Source organism: Magnetospirillum sp. SS-4 (genome assembly GCF_902729425.1).
Lineage (GTDB): Bacteria > Pseudomonadota > Alphaproteobacteria > Rhodospirillales > Magnetospirillaceae > Phaeospirillum.
On record NZ_CACVCH010000081.1, the window covers coordinates 187,009 to 205,536 of the forward strand.

Consider the following 18,528-nt stretch of genomic DNA (forward strand, 5'->3'; position numbering starts at 1 on the left):
CGGATCAGCCCACCTCCAAGGAGACATTCCCCATGGCAAACGACACCGCCTCTCCCACCATCAAGAACATCGAAGCCGCCTTCGCCGGCGAGTCCATGGCCAACCGCAAGTATCTCTACTTCGCCCGCCGGGCGCGCGAACTGGGCGCCGTCGACGTGGCCGAGGTGTTCGAACGCACCGCCGAGCAGGAGACCGCCCATGCCTTCGGCCATCTCGAATTGCTCTATCCCAAGGAGCGGCTGACGGTGGCCGGGATGCTCCAGATGGCCATCGACGGCGAGACCTACGAATATACCGAGATGTATCCCAAGTTTCGTCACCTTGCCGAGCAGGAAGGCAATGCCGCCGCCGTGGCCGAACTGGACGAGCAGATCGCCGAATCCAAGGAGCATGCCGAGCGCTTCGCCAAGACCCTGGCCACCGCCGCCAAGCGTTTCGCCGCCCTGGCCAAGGTCGAGGAACGCCACGCCAACCACTACCGCGATACCCTCAAGGCCCACCAGGACGCCTGAACCAGCCATCGGAAGAGGAGAATAACGCCATGAAGAAGTATGTCTGCGTCGTCTGCAATTTCGTCTATGACCCCGCCATCGGCATGCCCGACGACGGCATCCCCGCCGGAACCCCGTTCGAGAACATCCCCGATGACTGGACCTGCCCGGAATGTGGCGTCTCCAAGTCCGATTTCGAAGTCCAGGAGGGCTAGATGACCACCGCCGCTCCGGGTGTCGTCATCGTCGGCAGCGGGCTCGGGGGCTATACCCTGGCCCGCGAGCTTCGCAGGCTGGACCGCGACGTCGCCGTCACTGTGATCACCGCCGATGGCGGCGAGGTCTACAGCAAGCCCATGCTGTCGGCCGCCTTCGCCCAGGGAAAGACCATCCAGACCCTGGCCCAGAAAAGCGCCGGCCAGTATGCCGAGGAACAGGGAATCTCGGTGATGACGCGCTGCCGGGTCGCGGCCATCGACCGCCAGGCCCGCCGCCTGATCCTCGATGGCGGCAAGACCCTGGCCTATGGCCGTCTGGTGCTGGCCGTCGGCGCCGATCCCAGACCCTATCGGGTGGATGGTTCGGAGAATGTGACCATCCACACCGTCAACGACCTCGACGATTACGCGGTCTGGCGCGATGGCCTCATTCCCGGCGGCCGGGTTCTGCTGATCGGCGCCGGCCTGATCGGGGCGGAATTCGCCAACGATCTCGCCACCGCCGGCCAGCGCGTCGCCGTGGTCGATCCGGCCCCGTGGCCGCTGGGGCGTCTGCTGCCCAGGGAACTGGGCGACGAGATGGCCCGGGCGCTGGAGGGAATCGGCGTCGCCCTCCATCTCGGCCGTTCGCTGGTCCGCGTCGAACCGGGCCGGGCCATTCTCGACGACGGCGCCGTGATCGATTTCGACAAGGCGCTGTCGGCCATCGGCCTCGTCCCCCGCGTCGCCCTGGCGGCGGCGGCGGGACTGGCGGTGGACAAGGGCATCGTGGTCGACCGGCTGCTGCGGACCAGCGATCCCGACATCTTCGCCCTGGGCGATTGCGCCCAGACCGAGGCGGGGCCGTTGCCCTTCGTGCTGCCGCTGATGGCCGAGGCCAAGGCCCTGGCCGCCACCCTGGCCGGCACCGGGACGCCGTTGCGGCTTCCCGCCCTGCCGGTGGCGGTGAAGACCCCGGCCCTGCCGGTGGCGGTCTGTCCGCCCGCCCCGGGGGCCGTCGGGGAATGGGTCGTGGAAGGCGATGGCCGCGACCGCAAGGCGCTGTTCATCGGCGCCGACGGCCGCCGTCTGGGCTTCGCCCTCAGCGGCGGCAAGGCGGCCGAGCGCCAGTCCCTGGCCAAGGAGATGCCGGACCTGCTGTGAGGCCGGACCTGCTGTGAGGCCGGACTTGCCGTGAAGGATGGCGCCGGCCTCAGGACGGGGCGAAGGCGCGTCCAACGATCATCGCCGCCTCGGCCTCCGGCACCGGCCGGCTGAACAGGAAGCCCTGGGCGATGTCGCAGCCGATGGCGGCGAGATGGGCCAGTTGCTCCGCCGTCTCGACGCCTTCGGCGATCACCTCCAGCCCCAGGCCGGACGCCATGGTGACGATGGTTTCCACCAGCACCTTGCGTTCGTGCCGCTCCAGCATGCCGACCATGAATGAGCGGTCGATCTTCAAGGTGTCGAAGGGGAAGCGTTCCAGATAGCTGAGCGACGAATAGCCGGTGCCGAAATCGTCGATGGACAGCTTGACCCCCATGTCGTGCAGTTCGTTGAGCAGGGCGCCGACGTCGCTGCGCTCGGCCAGCAGCAATCCCTCGGTTATCTCCAGCTCCAGGCTGGCGGGGGGCAGTCCGGTTTCCGCCAGCACCCGGCGGACATCGTCGATGAATCCGCCGTCCTGAAACTGGCGCGGCGAGACGTTGACGCAGATCTTGATGTCCGGATGGCCGGCATCCACCCAGGATCGCGCCGTCCGGCAGGCGGTGAACAGCACCATGCGGCCGATGGGCACGATCAGGCCGCTGGTTTCGGCCTGGGGGATGAAGCGATCCGGCGGAACGCTGCCCAGCTCGGGATTCTTCCAGCGCAGCAGCGCCTCCATTCCCACCACCCGGCCGGACCGCACATCGACCAGCGGCTGGTAGTTGAGGAACAGCTGCCCGGTTCCCACCGCCTTGCGCAGTTCGCCTTCCATGCGCAGGCGGTACTCGGCCTCCTCGTTCATGCGGGCGGTGAAGAAGCAATAGCGGTTCCGCCCGCCCTGCTTGGCCTGATACATGGCGGTGTCGGCGTTGCGCAGCAGGGTCTGGTGGGTCCTGCCGTCCTCGGGATAGAGGGCGAGGCCGATGCTGGCGGTGGCGATCAGGTCGCGGCGGCTGATGGTGAACGGTGCGGCGAATTCGGCGACGATGGCGGCGGCCACCTCCTGGGCGGCGGCGGCATCGGCGATGTCGCCCATGATCACCAGGAACTCGTCACCGCCGAAGCGGGCGACGACCCGGCCGGCGCCGGCGGCCTTGCGCAGCCGTTCCGACGCCAGCACCAGCAGTTCGTCGCCGTATTCATGCCCCAGGGAATCGTTGATGGCCTTGAACTCGTCCAGGTCGACGAACAGCAGCGCCACCTTGCGCTCGGTCTCGCGGGCGGCCTCGATCTCGTGGGCCAGCCGGTCCAGGGCCTGGGTGCGGTTGGGCAGGTCGGTCAGGCCGTCGAACAGGGCCTGATGCTGCAACCGCCGCTCCTGCTCCTTGCGGACGGTGATATCCTCCATCACGACCAGATAGTGGACGATATCGGCGCCGGGCGTCGCCACCCGCGAGCCCTGCGCCTCCAGCCAGTGCTGGGTGCCGTCGGGTCGCGGCACCAGCATCTCGCCATGCCACTCGCCGTCCTGGATCAGGGTCTGCCACATCTCCTCGATCGCGCCGCGGGCCTTGGGGGGATACAGCGCCGTCAGCTTCTGTCCCACCACCGTCGAGGCGGCATGGCCGGTGATGTCGCCGTGGGCGGAATTGACGTACTGGACCACGCCCTCGGCGCTGATCACCGCCACCGCCACCGGGCTCTGTTCCACCGCCTGGGACAGCAGGCGCACCGTCTCTTCCGCCTGCTTGCGCTGGGTCAGGTCGCGAATCGAGGTGACCCGCACCGATTTCTCGCCCATCCAGCTATGCTTGGAATAGATCTCCATGGGAAAGACCGAACCGTCCTTGCGCAGGCCGCGAACCTCGTAGGGGTCCTCGTATTGCAGCCGCACCATCTCCTTGGCGCGGGGAATGTCGCGCGGATCGATCACGTCCCACGCCCACATGGACAGGAATTCCTCGCGCGTGTAGCGGAACAGGGTCTCGAACGCCTTGTTGAAGTCGATGATCTTGCCCTGATAGTGGATGCAGATGGCTTCGGTGGCCACGTCCGACAGCCGGCGGAAGCGGTCCTCGCTGTCCTCCAGGGTCTTGCGGGTCTTCCACAGCTCGGTGATGTCGCGGGTGACGCCCTGGAGGCCGGCGAAGTGGCCGGCGGCGTCGGTGGCGGCGCAGGCGCTCATCATCACCCAGATGGTGCTGCCGTCCTTGCGGCGCAGTTCCACCTCCACGTCGACGGCGGCGCCGTGGCCGGCATGGATGGCCCGGATGATGGCGGTGCGTTCGCTGGGCCGGACATAGAGGTCGCTGGCCGGCATTCCCACCAGTTCCTCCAGGGAATAGCCCAGCATGCGCGGCGCCCCGGCCGAAATCCAGGTCAGGGTGCCATCGGCATCCGTCTTGAAAAAAACCTCGGGAAGACGTTCGAGCAATACCGGCAGCATATCGGTCGGTATCGCGCCGATCACTCGCCCAGTTCGAGCATTCATCGCAGCCTCCCCAACGGCAGCGCGATTTTTCCGCGCTATTTTTTTATTGTTTCAATGATACGGTTCATTGCCTGGCCGGATTTACTTTGCACTGGTCCTGAAGGGTAATTCAAGCGTTCTTCAGCGTAAGTAACATACACTTGATATGTGCAACATTTCACTCATCAAGTTTCTTGCCGTCCAGTTCGGTCATTGCATTTTCCCGTTCCTTCCTGTCGATCTCCTTGTCTGTGCGCTTGCGGCCGAACAGCAGGCGGTTGTTGTTGGCCTTGATCTCCTCGGCGGCCTTGGCCTTGGCCTTGCGGAAACGGTTGAGGTTGACGATCTCGGCCATGGCGGCCTCCTGCGGTTCACTCTTGTCGGAAGCTTAAACGAAATCGCGATTCAGCGCTTGCGTCGAGTCTGATCGGCTGCTATATCCACGGCCCTCGCGCGGGTGTAGCTCAGTTGGTTAGAGCGCCGGCCTGTCACGCCGGAGGTCGCGGGTTCGAGCCCCGTCACTCGCGCCATTTCCCTTTTCGCATCATGGTCGCGTTCCGTTTCGCCGCTGGCGACGGAACCGGGCTGTCTGCCTGTTTTCATGGCGGATTGCTTCGCGGAAATGCATAAACATTAAGCAGCCACATCTGCCTCGTTCATGGGCGGCAAGGCTTTGCCTGCTTTCGCGGCCGGCACGGATATTGCTGTGCGCCTGCCACTCCGATGCGGCGGCATCCTTTTGAATCGAGGATTAAGATGGAGACGACCAAGACGGGCGCGGATGTGCTGTTCGTGCTGTTGGGAGCGGTGATGGTCCTGGCCATGCATTCCGGTTTCGCCTTCCTTGAGGTGGGCACGGTCCGCAGGAAGAATCAGGTCAACGCCCTGGTGAAGATTCTGTCCGATTTCGCGGTTTCGACCGTGGCTTATTTCTTTGTCGGCTACGGCGTCGCCTACGGCACCGGTTTCCTGGTGGGGGCCGACGTGCTGGTGGGCAAGAGCGGCGATGCCTTCGCCCCCCTGGGCTACGACTTGGTGAAGTTCTTCTTCCTGGCCACGTTCGCGGCGGCGATTCCCGCCATCGTGTCGGGCGGCATCGCCGAACGGGCCAAGTTCAACACGCAATTGATGGCCACCGCCATTCTGGTCGGCCTGGTCTATCCCACCTTCGAAGGCATGGTGTGGGGCGGCCGCTTCGGCTTCCAGGACATGATGAAGGCGACGTTCGGAGTAGCCTTCCACGATTTCGCCGGCTCGGTGGTGGTGCACGCGGTCGGCGGCTGGATCGGCCTTGCCGCCGTCGTCCTGCTGGGCGCCCGCCTGGGGCGCTATCGCAAGAACGGCAAGCTGGTGGCGATTCCGCCGTCCAACATCCCCTTCCTGGCACTGGGCGCCTGGGTGCTGTCGGTGGGGTGGTTCGGCTTCAACGTCATGAGCGCCCAGGCCATCGCCGACATTTCCGGCCTGGTGGCGCTGAACTCGCTGATGGCCATGGTCGGCGGCATCATCGCCAGTCTGGTGGTGGGGCGCAACGATCCCGGTTTCGTCCACAACGGCGCCCTGGCGGGATTGGTGGCGGTGTGCGCCGGATCGGACGTCATGCATCCCATCGGCGCGCTGGCTACCGGCGGCATCGCCGGGGCCATGTTCGTATGGCTGTTCAATCTGTGCCAGACCAAGTGGCGGATAGACGACGTCCTGGGGGTATGGGCGCTGCACGGCATGTGCGGCGTGCTGGGCGGCATCGCCTGCGGCGTGTTCGGCCAGCAGGCGCTGGGCGGCCTGGGCGGCGTCAGCCTGGGGGCGCAGATCGTGGGAACCCTTGCCGGCGCGGCCTTTGGCCTGGCCGGCGGCGTGGCGGTGTACGGCGGTCTCAAGGCCTGGCTGGGCATTCGCCTGGACGAGGAGGAGGAATTCGCCGGGGCCGACCTGTCGATCCATCAGATCGGCGCTTATCCCGAGGACGCCACCACCGTGCACGACGACGGTCTCGCCATGTCGGTGCATTCGTCCAACGCCGCCAGACGGGCCTGACCGGAACGCCGGGGCGAAGCCGTCGCCGGGCGGCGGCAACTCCTCGGCGTCGCTTCGTCCGATATTATACGCCCAGATGGAAGCTGGTGTTGTCCAGCGACGAGGTATCCACCGAAACCTGGGCGATCTGGGTGGAGTTGGCGGTGGTGGCGGCGGCCATGTCGGTGGTGTACCAGATATTGGCGCCGCCGCCGCCGTTGTCGATCACCACCACGCCGGCATTGTGGACGCCGGCGCTGAAATCCTGGGCGGTGGCCGACATGGCGTTGGCGGAATTGGTCTCCTCGGCGTAATTGCCGATGGCCAGGGTGCCGGAACTGCCCAGCGCCACGTCGGCGTGCGACAGTTCCATGATCTCGCCCGCCGAGAAATCGGTGATCACCGCCACGCCGGTGGAGGACAGGGCGAAGACGTCGCTGCCAAGACCGCCGCTCAGGGTGTTGGTGCCGGCGCCGCCGGCGATGGTGTCGTTGCCGCTGCCGCCGGTGACGGTGTCGTCGCCGTCGCCGCCGATGATGGTGTTGCCGTCGTCGTTTCCGATGAAGGTGATGTCGAGGCCGGTATAACTGGCGTTCTCGGCGACATCGGCGGTCGCCTGCAACACTACGTGCTCGATGTCGACGGTGGTGACGCCGCTGATGTCCAGGGTGCCGCCTTGGGTCAGCTTGTAGAAGACGACGGTGTCGGCATCGCCGGCCGAGGCGTCGCCGTCCAGGACCGTGCTGACGCCGGGGGTGCTGACGTCGTCGAAGCTGACGGTGGCGTTGCCTGCGCCGGTGGAAATGCTTTCGATCGAGGACAGGGCGACGCCGGTCAGGTCAAGGACGGTCTCGCCGCCGGCCAGTTCCAGGATGTCTGTGCCGGCGCCGCCGACGATGGATTGCAATTGCTGCGGGTCGGCCGTCCCCCCCAGGATCACGGTATTGCCGGCGGCGTCCAGGGAGAGGACCTCGATGCCGGTGATGGTTCCGGCCGCCAGATCGATGGTGCCGCCGCCGCTGATCTGGACGATGTCCACGTCGCCGGAATCGTCGCCGCTGTCAGCGATGACGTCGCCGCCGCCGAAGGTGGCCGAACTCACCACGTAGACATTGCTGCCGTCGCCGCCGTCCAGGACGTCGGCGCCGACGGTGGCGGACAGGGTGTCGTCGAGGACGCTGACCTGAACGGTCTGGGTCAGGGTCGCGCTGGTATTGAGACCGTCGCTGACGGTCAGGCTGATGATCCGGTCGGCGGAACTCATGGCTGCGTTGGAATTGGAATAGGTGACCGACGAGATGGCGGTCTGGTAGTTGGCCAGGGTGGCTATGCCGCTCAGGGTGAGGACGCCGCCGCTCAGCGAGCCGGTGATGCCGTTCTGGTCGGTAAAGGTCAGGGTGTCGCCGGCCGAATAATTGGTGATGGTGAGGGTGGCGCCGCTCAGGTTGGCGCTGTCGGCGTCGGTCAGGCTGAGATTGGCGAACAGGGAGGCGGCTGCTCCGCCTTCGGCATAGGTGGGCGGACTGAGCATCGTGTTGGCGTAAAAGGTGGTCGCTTGCCCGTGTGAGGCCAGGGCGACGATGTCGACATCGCCGTCGCCGTCGAAATCGGCGGCGATCATGTCGGCGTTCCAATCGGAATCGAGGGTGATGGTCGAGCGGGTGAAGCCGCCGGCGCCGTCGTTGATCCAGATCTCGTCGCCTCCCTCGGTGGCGACGATCACGTCCATGTTGCCGTCATTGTTGACGTCGGCCGCCGCCGAACCTGGACGGATGATTTCGGCCGAGGCGGTGTTGTCGGTGCCGTAGCCGGTGCCGGTCCGTGTGAACGCCCCGTTGCCGTCGTTCAGATACAGCATGTTTTCGGTGCCGCGATTGGCGAAGAAGATGTCGATGTTGCCGTCGCCGTCGAAGTCCTGAAGCTCGATGCCCAGGGTCGCCGCCAGGTTGGCGGGCTGGGCGAAGCCGGTGACGGTCAGGGTCTGGCCAAGGGTGAAGGTGCCGGTATTGGTGCCGCTGGCGTCTCCGCCGTTGATCCAGACCTGTCCGGCGGCGCCCCAATTGCCGACCACGAAGTCGTTGTCGCCGTCGCCGTCCAGGTCGGCGAAGGCCACCGACTTGGCGCCGGCCGATCCCAGAATCTGGCCGCTGGCGGTGTAGCCGCCGCCGGAGGTCCCGAAATGGATGGTGTCGCCGAGACCGCTGTTTCGCAGCAGGACCAGATCCGGATAACTGTCGTTGTTCAGGTGCGCCACCCCGGCGAAGGGGGTTGCCGACAGGCTGATGGTGGTTCCCGAGGCGGTGAAGCTGCCCTGCCCGTCATTGACGAGGAAGCTGGTAAGGCCGTTGAAGGGGTCGAGGGCGATGATGTCGACGAAGCCGTCATTGTCGATGTCGCCGACGGTGTAATGGCCGCCACTGCCGAGGGTTCCCGCGAGGATGGAGAAGTCGAAGCTGGAGGAGCCGAAGGCGCTTCCCTGGTTCAGCCCCAGAACCAGGCCGTCCGAGTTGTTGTTGTACAAGATGTCGAGAAGGCCATCGCCATTGACATCGGCGACGAAGCCGTGGGTGTCCACCGACCCGCCCGTGTTCTGATAGGTTCCGGACGATGTGAACCCCAGCGTCCCGGTCATGGCCGCCTGCGGCCCCACGCTCGATACCGTGATGTCGCCGTCGCCGAAGCGCAAGGTCTCGATGCCGCTCAGCGTATCGGTGCCGTCGCTGCCGCTGAGCGCGGTCACGGTCAGGGTTCCGCTGCTGGAGGTGATGGCGTAGTTGGCGATACTGCCCGAGAATATGGCGATATCGGCGCCGCCGCCGCCGGTGACGACGTCGTTGCCGCCGCCGCCGGTGATGGTGTCCGCGCCGTCGTCTCCGGCGATGGTGTCGTTGCCGGAACCTCCGACCAGGGTGTCGCCGCCGGTGGTGCCGCTGATGACGAATTGCAGATCCGTCGCGGCAATATCATTGGCGCTGCCGATGACGTAGTCGCTGCTGCTGATGGCGGTCGAACTGCCCTGGACGTAGATGTAAAGCGCGTCGTCGAAGGTGGAATAGAAGCCGTTGCCGACCACGCCGCCCAGCATGAGCGTTCCCTGCCCGGTGTTGTAGTTTGCCACCGAGGTGAAGGTGGACACGTCCACATGGTTGCCGGTCAGACTGATCCTGATCTGGTCGGTGCCGGTGGTGAAGTCGGTGAGGGTGTCGCGCGTTCCGTCGGTGGATTGGTCCGCCGCGGTATAGACGAACAGATCGGCGCCGCTGCCTCCGGCCAGGGTATCGGCGCCCAAGCCGCCGGTGATGGTGTCGTTGCCCTGATCGCCCCACAGGTACTCGCCGGCGCTGCCGCCGTTGATGACGTCGTTGCCCTGGCTGCCCTGGATGGTGACGTTGGCGGAACTGGTGATGTTGAAGGTGAAGCCGTCGTTCTGGTCGTCGAACTTGAACCACTGGCTGGCGGTGCTGGCGTTGGTGATGTTGATGATCTCGATGTTGACGATCTGGCCATTGTTGCCCAAGCCGTCCTCGAAATTGATGGCGTCGACCGACAGCACGTCCGCGGTTCCGTCGCCGCCATCCATCAGGGCGTCATTGCTGGCGCCGTGGATGGTGTCGTTGCCCAAGCCGCCGACGAAGGAATCGGCGCCCGAGCCGCCGGTGAAGGTGTCGTCGCCGCTGCCACCGATATAGCTGCTGTTGCCGGAGCCGCCGGTGACGATCAGATTCCCGGTGGCGGCGGCACCGTTGATGGTGACCGCGCCGGTGGTCGCGGTGGCGTCGATGGTGGTCAGGCCCAGGGCGTTGGTGACGGTGCCCAATGTCACCCCTTGAGCCCCGGCGGCGACGTCGAACACCAGTGAGCTGGCGCCGGAAAAACTGCTGAAGTCGCTGTCGATCAGCGCGGCGGCGGTGATCGAATGCAGCACGGTGCCGCTTTGCGTCAGCAATCCCGAGGGAGCGTTGACCGCCATGGAGGCGCTGCCGCCAACGGTGCCGCCATTGCCGTCGCTGATGGTGTAGCTGAAGGTGTTGGTGCCGGAGAAGCCGGCATCGGGCGTGAAGATGACGTCGCCGCCGCTGATGGCGACGGTGCCGTGATCGGCGGAAATGGCGCTGACGGTCAGCGTATCGCCGTCCACGTCGGCTGCGTTGGCCACCAGGTCGGCGATGGCGATGGTCTCCGCCATATCCTGTGTTCCGGCGGTCAGCGTCACCGCGCCGCTGTTGGTCGGCGCGTCGTTGACGGCGGCCAGGGTCAGGGTGGCGCTGCCGGGAATGGTGCCGCCATTGCCGTCGCTGATGGTGTAGGTGAAGGTTACCGCCCCGTTGTAATTGGCATCGGGCGTGAAGATGACGTCGCCGCCGCTGATGGCGACGGTGCCGTTATCGGCGGAAATGGCGCTGACGGTCAGCGTATCGCCGTCCACGTCGGCTGCGTTGGCCACCAGGTCGGCGATGGCGATGATTTTCTGCGTGTCCTCGGCGCCGCTGCTCAGCGCCACCGCGCCGCTGTTGGCCGGCGCGTCGTTGACGGCGGTGATGGTCAGGTCGGCGTCGCCCTGGACCGAAGCGCCCCTGCCGTCGCTGATGGTATAGCCGATATCCACCAGCCCGTTGAAATCGGCGGCGGGCGTGAAGGTGAAGGTGCCGTCGCCGTTATCCACCAGCGTTCCTTGACTGGCGGTGACGCCGCCGATGGTCAGCGGATTGCCGTCCGGGTCGGAGGCGTGGGTCAGCAATTCCGCCCGGGTGATGGTCCGGGAGGTGTCCTCGGTACCGGCGGCCAGGGTTACCGTGCTGGTGACGGGCGCCCGATTGGGGGGGGGGGGAGGGGCTGCCGCCGGTGGCGCGGCATTGACCGGCGGCGGCGGGGCGGCCGGCTCCGGCGGTGGTGGCGGCGGTTCGGGAAGGGCGACCTTGGCCGGTTCGGGTGGTGGCGGCAGCGGCGGCGGCTCGGGCGCGGCGGTCTGCTGCGGCGCGTCGGGAGCGGCGGTTCCGGCCGGCTGCGCGGCGGCCTGCTGGGTGGCGCCGCCGGTCGGGGCCTGTCCGGTTCCTCCGCCCGGGGCGGCCGGGGCGGCGGGGGCGGCCGGCAGGACCGGCGGCGTGGCCGGCGGCGGGACGGCGGCGGGAATCGCGGTGGCGACCGCGGCGGCGGCATTGGTGCTGACCGACCAGGTGCCGCCCGAGGTGGCGTCGACGATGCCGGCTCCGGCGGCATTGATGGTGAAGCTTTCGCCGCCGCCGCCCAGCTTGCCGACCGTGATCTCGCCGACGAAGTTGGAGCCGGGATCGGGCAGCAGTGCCACCGAGGTGGCGCCGTCAGCGCCGACATTGCCGGCGACGGTGGTGCCGCGGATGCCGAGGCTCATCACCGGGGTGGCGATGCGGGCCGCGTCGGGCTGGGTCTTGGCGATGTCGCCCGACACGAAGGAGAAGCCGCCCTGGGCCACCAGGAAGGTTTCGGCTCCGGTCTTGGTGACGGGGTCGTAGGTGAATTCGTCGAGCCCCACCAATCCCTTGTCCTTCAGCGCGAAGGTGGAGCGATCGGCGAACACCAGGGATATCTGGGCACCCTGGGCGGTTTCGATCGAATCGCCCTGGGTCACCGCCATCTCGGCCTTGGCGGGTATCTTCTTGCCGTCGTGGATCACCCAGGCCTCACCCTGGACCTGCACCACCTTGCCGATCACCTTGGCGGAGACGGCGGGCTTGGCCGGATCGGCCGGAGGCGGCGTGTCGGCATCGGCGACCGGGGTCGCGAGGGGCTTTGGGGCGGGGATGTGCGACGAACCGACATGCATGGCTTCTACCTGCGGTCAGGGCGCAGCCTTCTCCTTCTGGGGAAGGGATTTGCTACCCGGCCACTCCACCTTGAACGAATTCAATGAAAAAATCATTTCATTGCGCAGCAGCGGATCAAAAACCATCCGGAGGATGGATTTGCGGCCTATGACGATGGATGCGGTCCCGGCCATGCCCGAGCGCACGGGATAGCTTATCCCCTTGGCGTCGGTGAGCGCTCCCTGCTCGGAATGGACCAGGACCTTGTAATAGGAGACCGAGGCCGTTCCCTTGACCTCCTCGATGGCGTCTGCGCCCACCATCATCACTCGGCCGGTCAGGTGGCCGAAGCGGAACTGGTCGTAGGCCGACAGCCGGATGGAGGTCGGCAGCCCCTCGCGGACATGGCCGATATCCTGGGGCGGCACCTTGACCTCCACCACCAGGGCGTCGTCCAGCGGCACGATGTCCATCAAGGTGTCGCCGGGGCGCGCCACCTGGCCGACATTGGTGATGGCGGCCATCTTGACCACGCCGCGCACCGGGGACCGCACCTCGGACCGGGATTCGCGGTCGGAGGCCACCTCCATGGTGGCCTTCAGCGCCGAGATCTCGGCCTCGACCTTGCCGATGTCGTCCAGCACCCCGGCCCGCCAGCCTTGCTCGAACTCGGCCAGCTTGGCCTCGGCCTCGCGCATCTGGGCCTTGAGGCGGGCGATGGTGTCGCGCGACGTCGACACCTCGGTTTCGAGCAACAATTGCTCGCGTTCCAGCTTGATGATTTCCTGGTCGCCGACCACGCCGGCCTCGTACGCCTTCTTCTTGATGCGCATTTCCTCGACGCCCTTGGCCAGGGCGCGGCCCAGTCCCGCCGATTTGGTCTCGATCTCGGTCACCTCGCGCTGCCGGCGTTCGATCTCGCGCTGGATGACGGTGACCTGCTGGGCGCGATGGCCGAGGCGTTCGGCGTGGATCAGGCTTTCCCGCCGCCTGGTCTCGGAATCGATGACCACGTCCTTGGGCCAGGCGATGTCCTTGACGCCGGCCAGATCGGCCTTGAGCCGGGCGGCGCGGGCCTGGAAGGCGGCCCAGCGGGCGCGCTTGTCGGCCAGATCGCCGGCGCTTTGGGAATTGACCAGACGCACCAGCACGTCGCCGATGCCGACGAAGCTGCCTTCGTGAACCAGCACCTCCTGAATGGTGCCGCCCTCGAAATGCTGGACGTGGCGAATCTGTCCCGACGGTTCGATGCGGGCCGGCGCGGTCACCACCTCGTCAAGCTCCAGGAGCCAGGCGGCACCGAACATGCCGACGAACGCCAGGGCCGACCACAGCAGCAGCCACGACGCCGAGGGTGGAGTCAGCCTGGGGGCGATGCCGTGCAGCGGTGAACGAAAACCGTCCAGGCTGGCGGCGGGGGGCGGGGCCTTGCCGTCGCGCCGGGCCATCACGTCCCCGCCTGCGTGGTTGCGGCCGGGGACGGCGTCCGCTGGCCGATGCGGACGATCTTGCCCCTTTCCATCTGGGCGACGCGGGGCGCCAGCATCATCACCGCCGGCCGGTGCGAGATCACCACCAGGGTCCGGTTGGCGATGGCGCGGTGAATGCCGGCGATGGCCCGCTTCTCGGTGGCTTCGTCGAGAAAGGCGGTGGGTTCATCCAGGATGGTCACCGGGGCCGCCCGCAACAAGGTCCGGGCCAGGGCCACCAGCTGGCGCTGGCCGCCCGACAGGTTCCGCCCCCCCTCGATCACGTCGAAATCCAGTCCCATGCCCATGGGCATCACCCCGCCGGCGCCCAGGGCGTTCATCATCTGGATCATGTCGTCGTCCGAGACCTGTCCGTCGAACGACAGATTGTTGCGCAGGGTTCCGGAATAAAGCGGCGGTGTCTGCGGACAGACCGCCACATGGCGGCGAAGGTCGGCGGGGTCGATCAGGGCGATGTCGACGCCGTCCAGCAGCACCCGGCCGGATGCCGGGCGGATGATGCCCGACAGCACCTTTTCCAGGGTGGTCTTGCCCGATCCCGATGGCCCGACCACGGCGAGGCGCCCGCCCGGCTCGACGGTGAAATCCAGTCCGTCCAGCACCGGATGGCTGGAACCGGGATAGCGGGCGACGACGCCGTCGACCACAAGGCCGCCCCGGGCCACCGGCCGGTGGATCAGGGCCGAGCCCTCGGGCCGTTCGGTCGGCCGGCCGGTGACGGTTCTCAGCGCGTCCAGCGAGGCGACGGCCGACAGGGCCTGCGGCACCACCGATACCAGCTGCATGGTGGCGCCGGTGAAGCGGGTGGCCAGCATGGTGGCGGCCAGGATCACGCCGGCGCTCATGTCGCCGTCGACCGCTCGCCAGCCGCCCAGGCCGATGGCGATCAGCATGGACAGGTTCTGGGCCAGCATCGACAGGTTGCCGCGCGCCGCCGACAAGGTGCGGATGGCCCGCGCCGCCGCGGCGTAAAGGGCGGTGCCCTGGCGGAACCGGGCCTGGAGATAGGCGCCCGCCCCGACGCGGCGCACCGTTTCCGGATCGAAGAACGATTCCTGCGCCGCCTGGGCGCGGTGGGTGGCGGCGCGGGACAGCTCCTTGTAAAGCAGCCGCTGCCGGCGGATGGCGATGAAGGTCGACAGGCTGATCAGGACGTTGAGGCCGAGGATGACCAGCGCGATCAGCGGATCGCACAGGAACAGGCCGAACAGGAACAGGGCCATGAACGGCAGGTCCGCCAGCAGCGACACCGCCGCCGCGCCGAAACCGTCGCGGATGGAATCGAAATCCTGCAACAGCCGCATCAGATGGCCCGACGGCGCGGCGGCGCCGTCGAATCGGGTTTCGATGATCCGGCGGTGCATGTCCATGGCCAGGCGGACATTGCCCTCGTGCAGGGCATCCTCGACGAACAGGGCCCGCAGCCGGCGGAACACCTGCTCGAACAGCGCCGCGCCAAAGAACATGGCGGCCATGACCGCCAGGGAATCCAGCAATCCATGGGGCAGAACCCGGTCGTAGACCTGGGCCGAGAAGATGGGCGCCGCCAGCGCCAGGATGTTGGCCAGCATGCCGGCCAGCCCGGCGCGGATCACCATCGGTTTCCACGACGCCAGCAAGGCCGGCCAGGATGTCGGCAGGGTCGTCGCCTCGCGGTCCAGGCGGGGGCGCAGGAACAGCAGCGTTCCCGCCTCGCCTTCGTGGGGCGGCATTAGCAGGGCGCGCGCGCCTTTGGGGGCGAGATCGACGCAGGGGAACAGGTCGGTGGACAGCCGGGCGGGATTGACCCCGTCCTCCACATGGGCGGCGAAGCCGTAACGGCCGAGGGCGACGACCCAGGGCGCGGCGGCGTCCTCGGCCTCGGCCATGCGGTAGGAATCCATCAGCGCCGTGGCGGCGACCGGATGGCCAAGCATACGCAGGCAGGCTGATATGGCTCGCGCCTCGCCGTCCAGACCGGAGGGGTCAGCCTGCGGGCTGGGCGGCATCGGCGGGGGAATCCGGGGACGGGGCGGCGCCGGCGGCGGAATCCGGCGGGGGCGGATCGATGCCCATGGCGGAATTGAGGCGGGCCTTGGCCGCCTGGAGGTCGGAATACAGGATGAAGCGTCGCAGCGTCGACAGCATTCCCGACGCCTCGGCCTTGATCTCCTCCATGGCGCTGCCGCTGCCGGCCGCCTTGGACTTGGCGGCCAGTCCGGAAATGCGCCGGTCGATGGCGGCCATCTGCTCGGTCAGCCGGTATTCCTTGAGGGCGTGGCGATGCTGGATGTCGGCGACGTGAACCTGGGTCACCACCGCCATGCCGAGGGCCAGACGCCTGGTGCGGGTGACCTCGGCCACGTTCTTGGCCTGGCTGATGCGCTTGGGGGCACTCAGCATGTCGATCAGGTTCCAGGCCATGTGCAGGCCGGCATCGGCCCAGGCGTTGTACTTGATGAACGAATTGGAATCGTAGTGACCGCCCAGGAACGGCCCGATGCCGGGCAGCGACTTCAGCAGTTCGGTCCGGATTTCCTTGACGTCGATGCGGAACTGGATTTCCTCGCCCTTCAGTTCGGGGCGGTTGTCGAGGGCGACGACCTCCATGTCCTCGACGGTCTGCGATGGATCGGCGACGTCGAGGAAGGAATCGTCGCTCAACTCGGCCAGCCGGAAGGCGGTGACCGAGCCCACCCCCATGTGTCCGGCCAGATCGGCCCTGGCGGTGGAGGTCTGGCGCTGCAATTCGGCGATCTGGCGCATGGTGTCGACGATGGCTCGCTGATGGGCCAGCATCTGCATGGGATCGCCGATCCGGCTGCGTTCGGCGGCCTCGGCGTCGGCCACCGACTTGATCAGGCGCTGTTGCAGCGAATTATACTTCTTTTCCGCGTATTCGTTGATCACCGCCTTCCAATAGGCGGCCTGCACGTCCTGGATCAGCAGGTGCAAGGCCCGGCGGCGCTTTTCCTGGGCCAGCCTGATCCGGTCGCTTTCCTGGTCGGCCCGAACCATGGCGATGCCGAAATCCATCAGATTCCACGACGCGGTCAGGTCGCCGGTCCGGCCGATGGCATCCTCGCCGACGCTGAAATTGCCCATGGCGCCGGTGCCCAGATCGCGCGAGGTGGTCAGCTTTTTGGGATTGCGCTTGGACCAGCCGCCCTTGGCGGCCAGTTCGGGCAGCAGGGCGAACAGGGACAGGTCGGCCTTGCCGGCGGCCAGCACTTCCTCCAGCACCTTCACCCGCGCATCCAGGTTGTAGGCCATGGCCAGGGCGATGGCGTCGTCGACGGTCAGTGGCCGCGACAGCACGTCGGAGGGCAGCGATGCGGCATGACGGGAAAGATCATCCGCAACGGGGGCGAGATCGGCCGGAGCCGCGCACCCGGCCAGCAGCAACGCGACCACCGCATTCATGGCAAGGCGAGTTCTTCGCACGAAACCCTATCTCCGAGGGGGGATGCCTCTCAGCTTCTATCCTGGTTCAATTATAGGGAACAACACTACGAAATGATTAACGTTTCATCAGCAGCCGATATTCATTCCGGCCACGGGCCGCCTTCCACCAGTTCCAGCCAGGGGGCGAAAGCCTCTCGCGCCCGGATGGAATACAGCTTCTTGCGGTCGCGGCCCTTGACCCGCCGCCCGTTTTCGTCGCGTTCGGGCGGCGGCGGAAACAGGCCGAAATTGATGTTCATGGGCTGGTAGGTCTCGGCGTTGCCGCCGCCGGTGACGTGGGCCAGCAGGGCGCCCAGCGCGGTCAGTTGCGGCGGCGGCGGCATCGCGCGGCCGTATTGCTCGGCGGCGGCGAAGCGGCCGGCCAGCAGGCCGATGGCGGCGCTTTCCACGTAACCCTCGCAGCCGGTGATCTGGCCGGCCAGACGCAGCCTCGGATCGGCCTTCAGGCGCAGCGATCCGTCCAGGACGCGGGGGCCGTTGACGAAGGTGTTGCGGTGCAGGCCGCCCAGGCGGGCGAATTCGGCGCTTTCCAGCCCGGGGATCGAGCGGAAGACGCGAACCTGCTCGCCGTGGCGCAGCTTGGTCTGGAAGCCCACCAGATTGTAGAGCGTGCCCAGCGCGTTGTCCTGGCGCAACTGCACCACCGCGAACGGCTTCGGCCCGGTGGGGGGGGTAAGTCCCACCGGTTTCATGGGGCCATAGGCCAGGGTGTCGCGGCCGCGCTCGGCCATGACCTCGATAGGCAGGCAGCCGTCGAAATAAGGGGTGTTCTTCTCCCAGTCGCGGAATTCCACCTTGTCGCCGGCAATCAGGGCATCGACGAAAGCATAATACTGGTCCCTGGACAGTGGGCAGTTGATGTAGTCCGAACCGGTGCCCTTGTCGTAGCGGGACTGGAACCACGCCTTGGAGAAGTCGATGCTCTCCCTGGTGACGATGGGGGCGATGGCGTCGAAGAAGGCCAGCGACGCCTCTCCGGTGACGGCGCGCAATCCCTCGGCCATGGCGGGCGAGGTCAGCGGGCCGGTGGCGATGATGGCGCTGCCCCATTCGGCGGGGGGCAGGCCGGCGATTTCCTCGCGGTGGATAGTGACCAGCGGATGGCCGTCCAGCGCCGCCTGGACCGCCGCCGAGAACCCGTCGCGGTCCACCGCCAGGGCGCCGCCGGCCGGCACCTTGTGGGCGTCGGCCATGGCCAGGATCAGCGATCCGGTCCGGCGCATCTCCTCATGCAGCAGGCCGACGGCGTTGTAATCGGCGTCGTCCGAGCGCAGCGAGTTGGAACAGACCAGTTCGGCCAGCCCACCGGTCTGGTGGGCGGCGGTGGGACGCGCCGGCCGCATTTCGTGGAGGACGACGGGGATGCCGGCCGATGCGAGCTGCCAGGCGGCTTCCGACCCGGCCAGCCCGCCGCCGATCACATGAACGGTTCGGGTCATGGCCCGTCACATAGAGGGTTCGCCGGCGCCTGTCCAGGGGGTTTGCCTCGGACCA

11 protein-coding genes and 1 tRNA gene are annotated in these 18,528 nt (G+C 67.1%); 5 read left to right on the forward strand and 7 right to left on the reverse strand.

Features of this window, described 5'->3' with window-relative positions:
- Positions 1-32: 32 nt before the first annotated feature.
- From MTBSS4_RS15155 to MTBSS4_RS15165, 3 genes are read left to right on the forward strand one after another with little or no spacing between them, the layout of a single operon-like run.
- Positions 33-512, forward strand: coding sequence for a rubrerythrin family protein (locus tag MTBSS4_RS15155; protein WP_173984235.1), 480 nt, complete (start codon positions 33-35; stop codon positions 510-512).
- A gap of 29 nt (positions 513-541) precedes the next feature.
- Entirely contained in the window at positions 542-706 is a 165-nt protein-coding gene (gene rd / locus MTBSS4_RS15160) for a rubredoxin (RefSeq protein ID WP_173984236.1), read from the forward strand.
- A complete protein-coding gene (locus tag MTBSS4_RS15165) occupies positions 707-1,852 on the forward strand; it encodes an NAD(P)/FAD-dependent oxidoreductase (RefSeq protein WP_173984237.1) in 1,146 nt (381 codons plus the stop codon).
- A gap of 49 nt (positions 1,853-1,901) precedes the next feature.
- Here MTBSS4_RS15165 and MTBSS4_RS15170 read toward each other — a convergent pair whose 3' ends face one another.
- Together MTBSS4_RS15170 and MTBSS4_RS15175 are read right to left on the reverse strand one after the other, a co-directional pair.
- The gene (locus tag MTBSS4_RS15170) at positions 1,902-4,328 is read right to left on the reverse strand and encodes an EAL domain-containing protein (protein ID WP_254432581.1); all 2,427 of its coding nucleotides are present in this window, start codon (positions 4,326-4,328) and stop codon (positions 1,902-1,904) included.
- A 157-nt stretch (positions 4,329-4,485) separates the two neighbouring features.
- The gene (locus MTBSS4_RS15175; RefSeq protein ID WP_173984238.1) at positions 4,486-4,662 is read right to left on the reverse strand and encodes a DUF4169 family protein; all 177 of its coding nucleotides are present in this window, start codon (positions 4,660-4,662) and stop codon (positions 4,486-4,488) included.
- 98 nt (positions 4,663-4,760) lie between these two features.
- Between MTBSS4_RS15175 and MTBSS4_RS15180 the strand changes: the two genes are divergently transcribed.
- Positions 4,761-4,837, forward strand: a tRNA-Asp gene (locus MTBSS4_RS15180).
- A gap of 226 nt (positions 4,838-5,063) precedes the next feature.
- Positions 5,064-6,341, forward strand: a complete 1,278-nt coding sequence (locus tag MTBSS4_RS15185) for an ammonium transporter (protein ID WP_173984239.1) — start codon at positions 5,064-5,066, stop codon at positions 6,339-6,341.
- Between the two features lie 64 nt (positions 6,342-6,405).
- On the opposite strand, the gene MTBSS4_RS15190 is transcribed toward MTBSS4_RS15185, so the two are convergent.
- The 5 genes from MTBSS4_RS15190 to trmFO all read right to left on the reverse strand — a co-directional run bounded on the left by MTBSS4_RS15190 (position 6,406) and on the right by trmFO (position 18,473).
- Positions 6,406-12,120, reverse strand: a complete 5,715-nt coding sequence (locus MTBSS4_RS15190) for a cadherin-like domain-containing protein (RefSeq protein ID WP_173984240.1) — start codon at positions 12,118-12,120, stop codon at positions 6,406-6,408.
- 15 nt (positions 12,121-12,135) lie between these two features.
- Complete coding sequence (locus tag MTBSS4_RS15195; protein ID WP_173984241.1) at positions 12,136-13,548, reverse strand: HlyD family type I secretion periplasmic adaptor subunit; 1,413 nt, start codon at positions 13,546-13,548, stop codon at positions 12,136-12,138.
- Positions 13,548-15,578: a peptidase domain-containing ABC transporter gene (locus MTBSS4_RS15200; protein ID WP_173984242.1), complete on the reverse strand. Its 2,031-nt coding sequence runs from the start codon at positions 15,576-15,578 to the stop codon at positions 13,548-13,550. The genes MTBSS4_RS15195 and MTBSS4_RS15200 overlap by 1 nt, the downstream gene beginning before the upstream one ends.
- Complete coding sequence (locus MTBSS4_RS15205; protein WP_254432582.1) at positions 15,556-17,013, reverse strand: TolC family protein; 1,458 nt, start codon at positions 17,011-17,013, stop codon at positions 15,556-15,558. The genes MTBSS4_RS15200 and MTBSS4_RS15205 overlap by 23 nt, the downstream gene beginning before the upstream one ends.
- 101 nt (positions 17,014-17,114) lie before the next feature.
- Positions 17,115-18,473, reverse strand: coding sequence for a methylenetetrahydrofolate--tRNA-(uracil(54)-C(5))-methyltransferase (FADH(2)-oxidizing) TrmFO (gene trmFO / locus MTBSS4_RS15210; protein ID WP_173984243.1), 1,359 nt, complete (start codon positions 18,471-18,473; stop codon positions 17,115-17,117).
- Between the last annotated feature and the right edge of the window lie 55 nt (positions 18,474-18,528).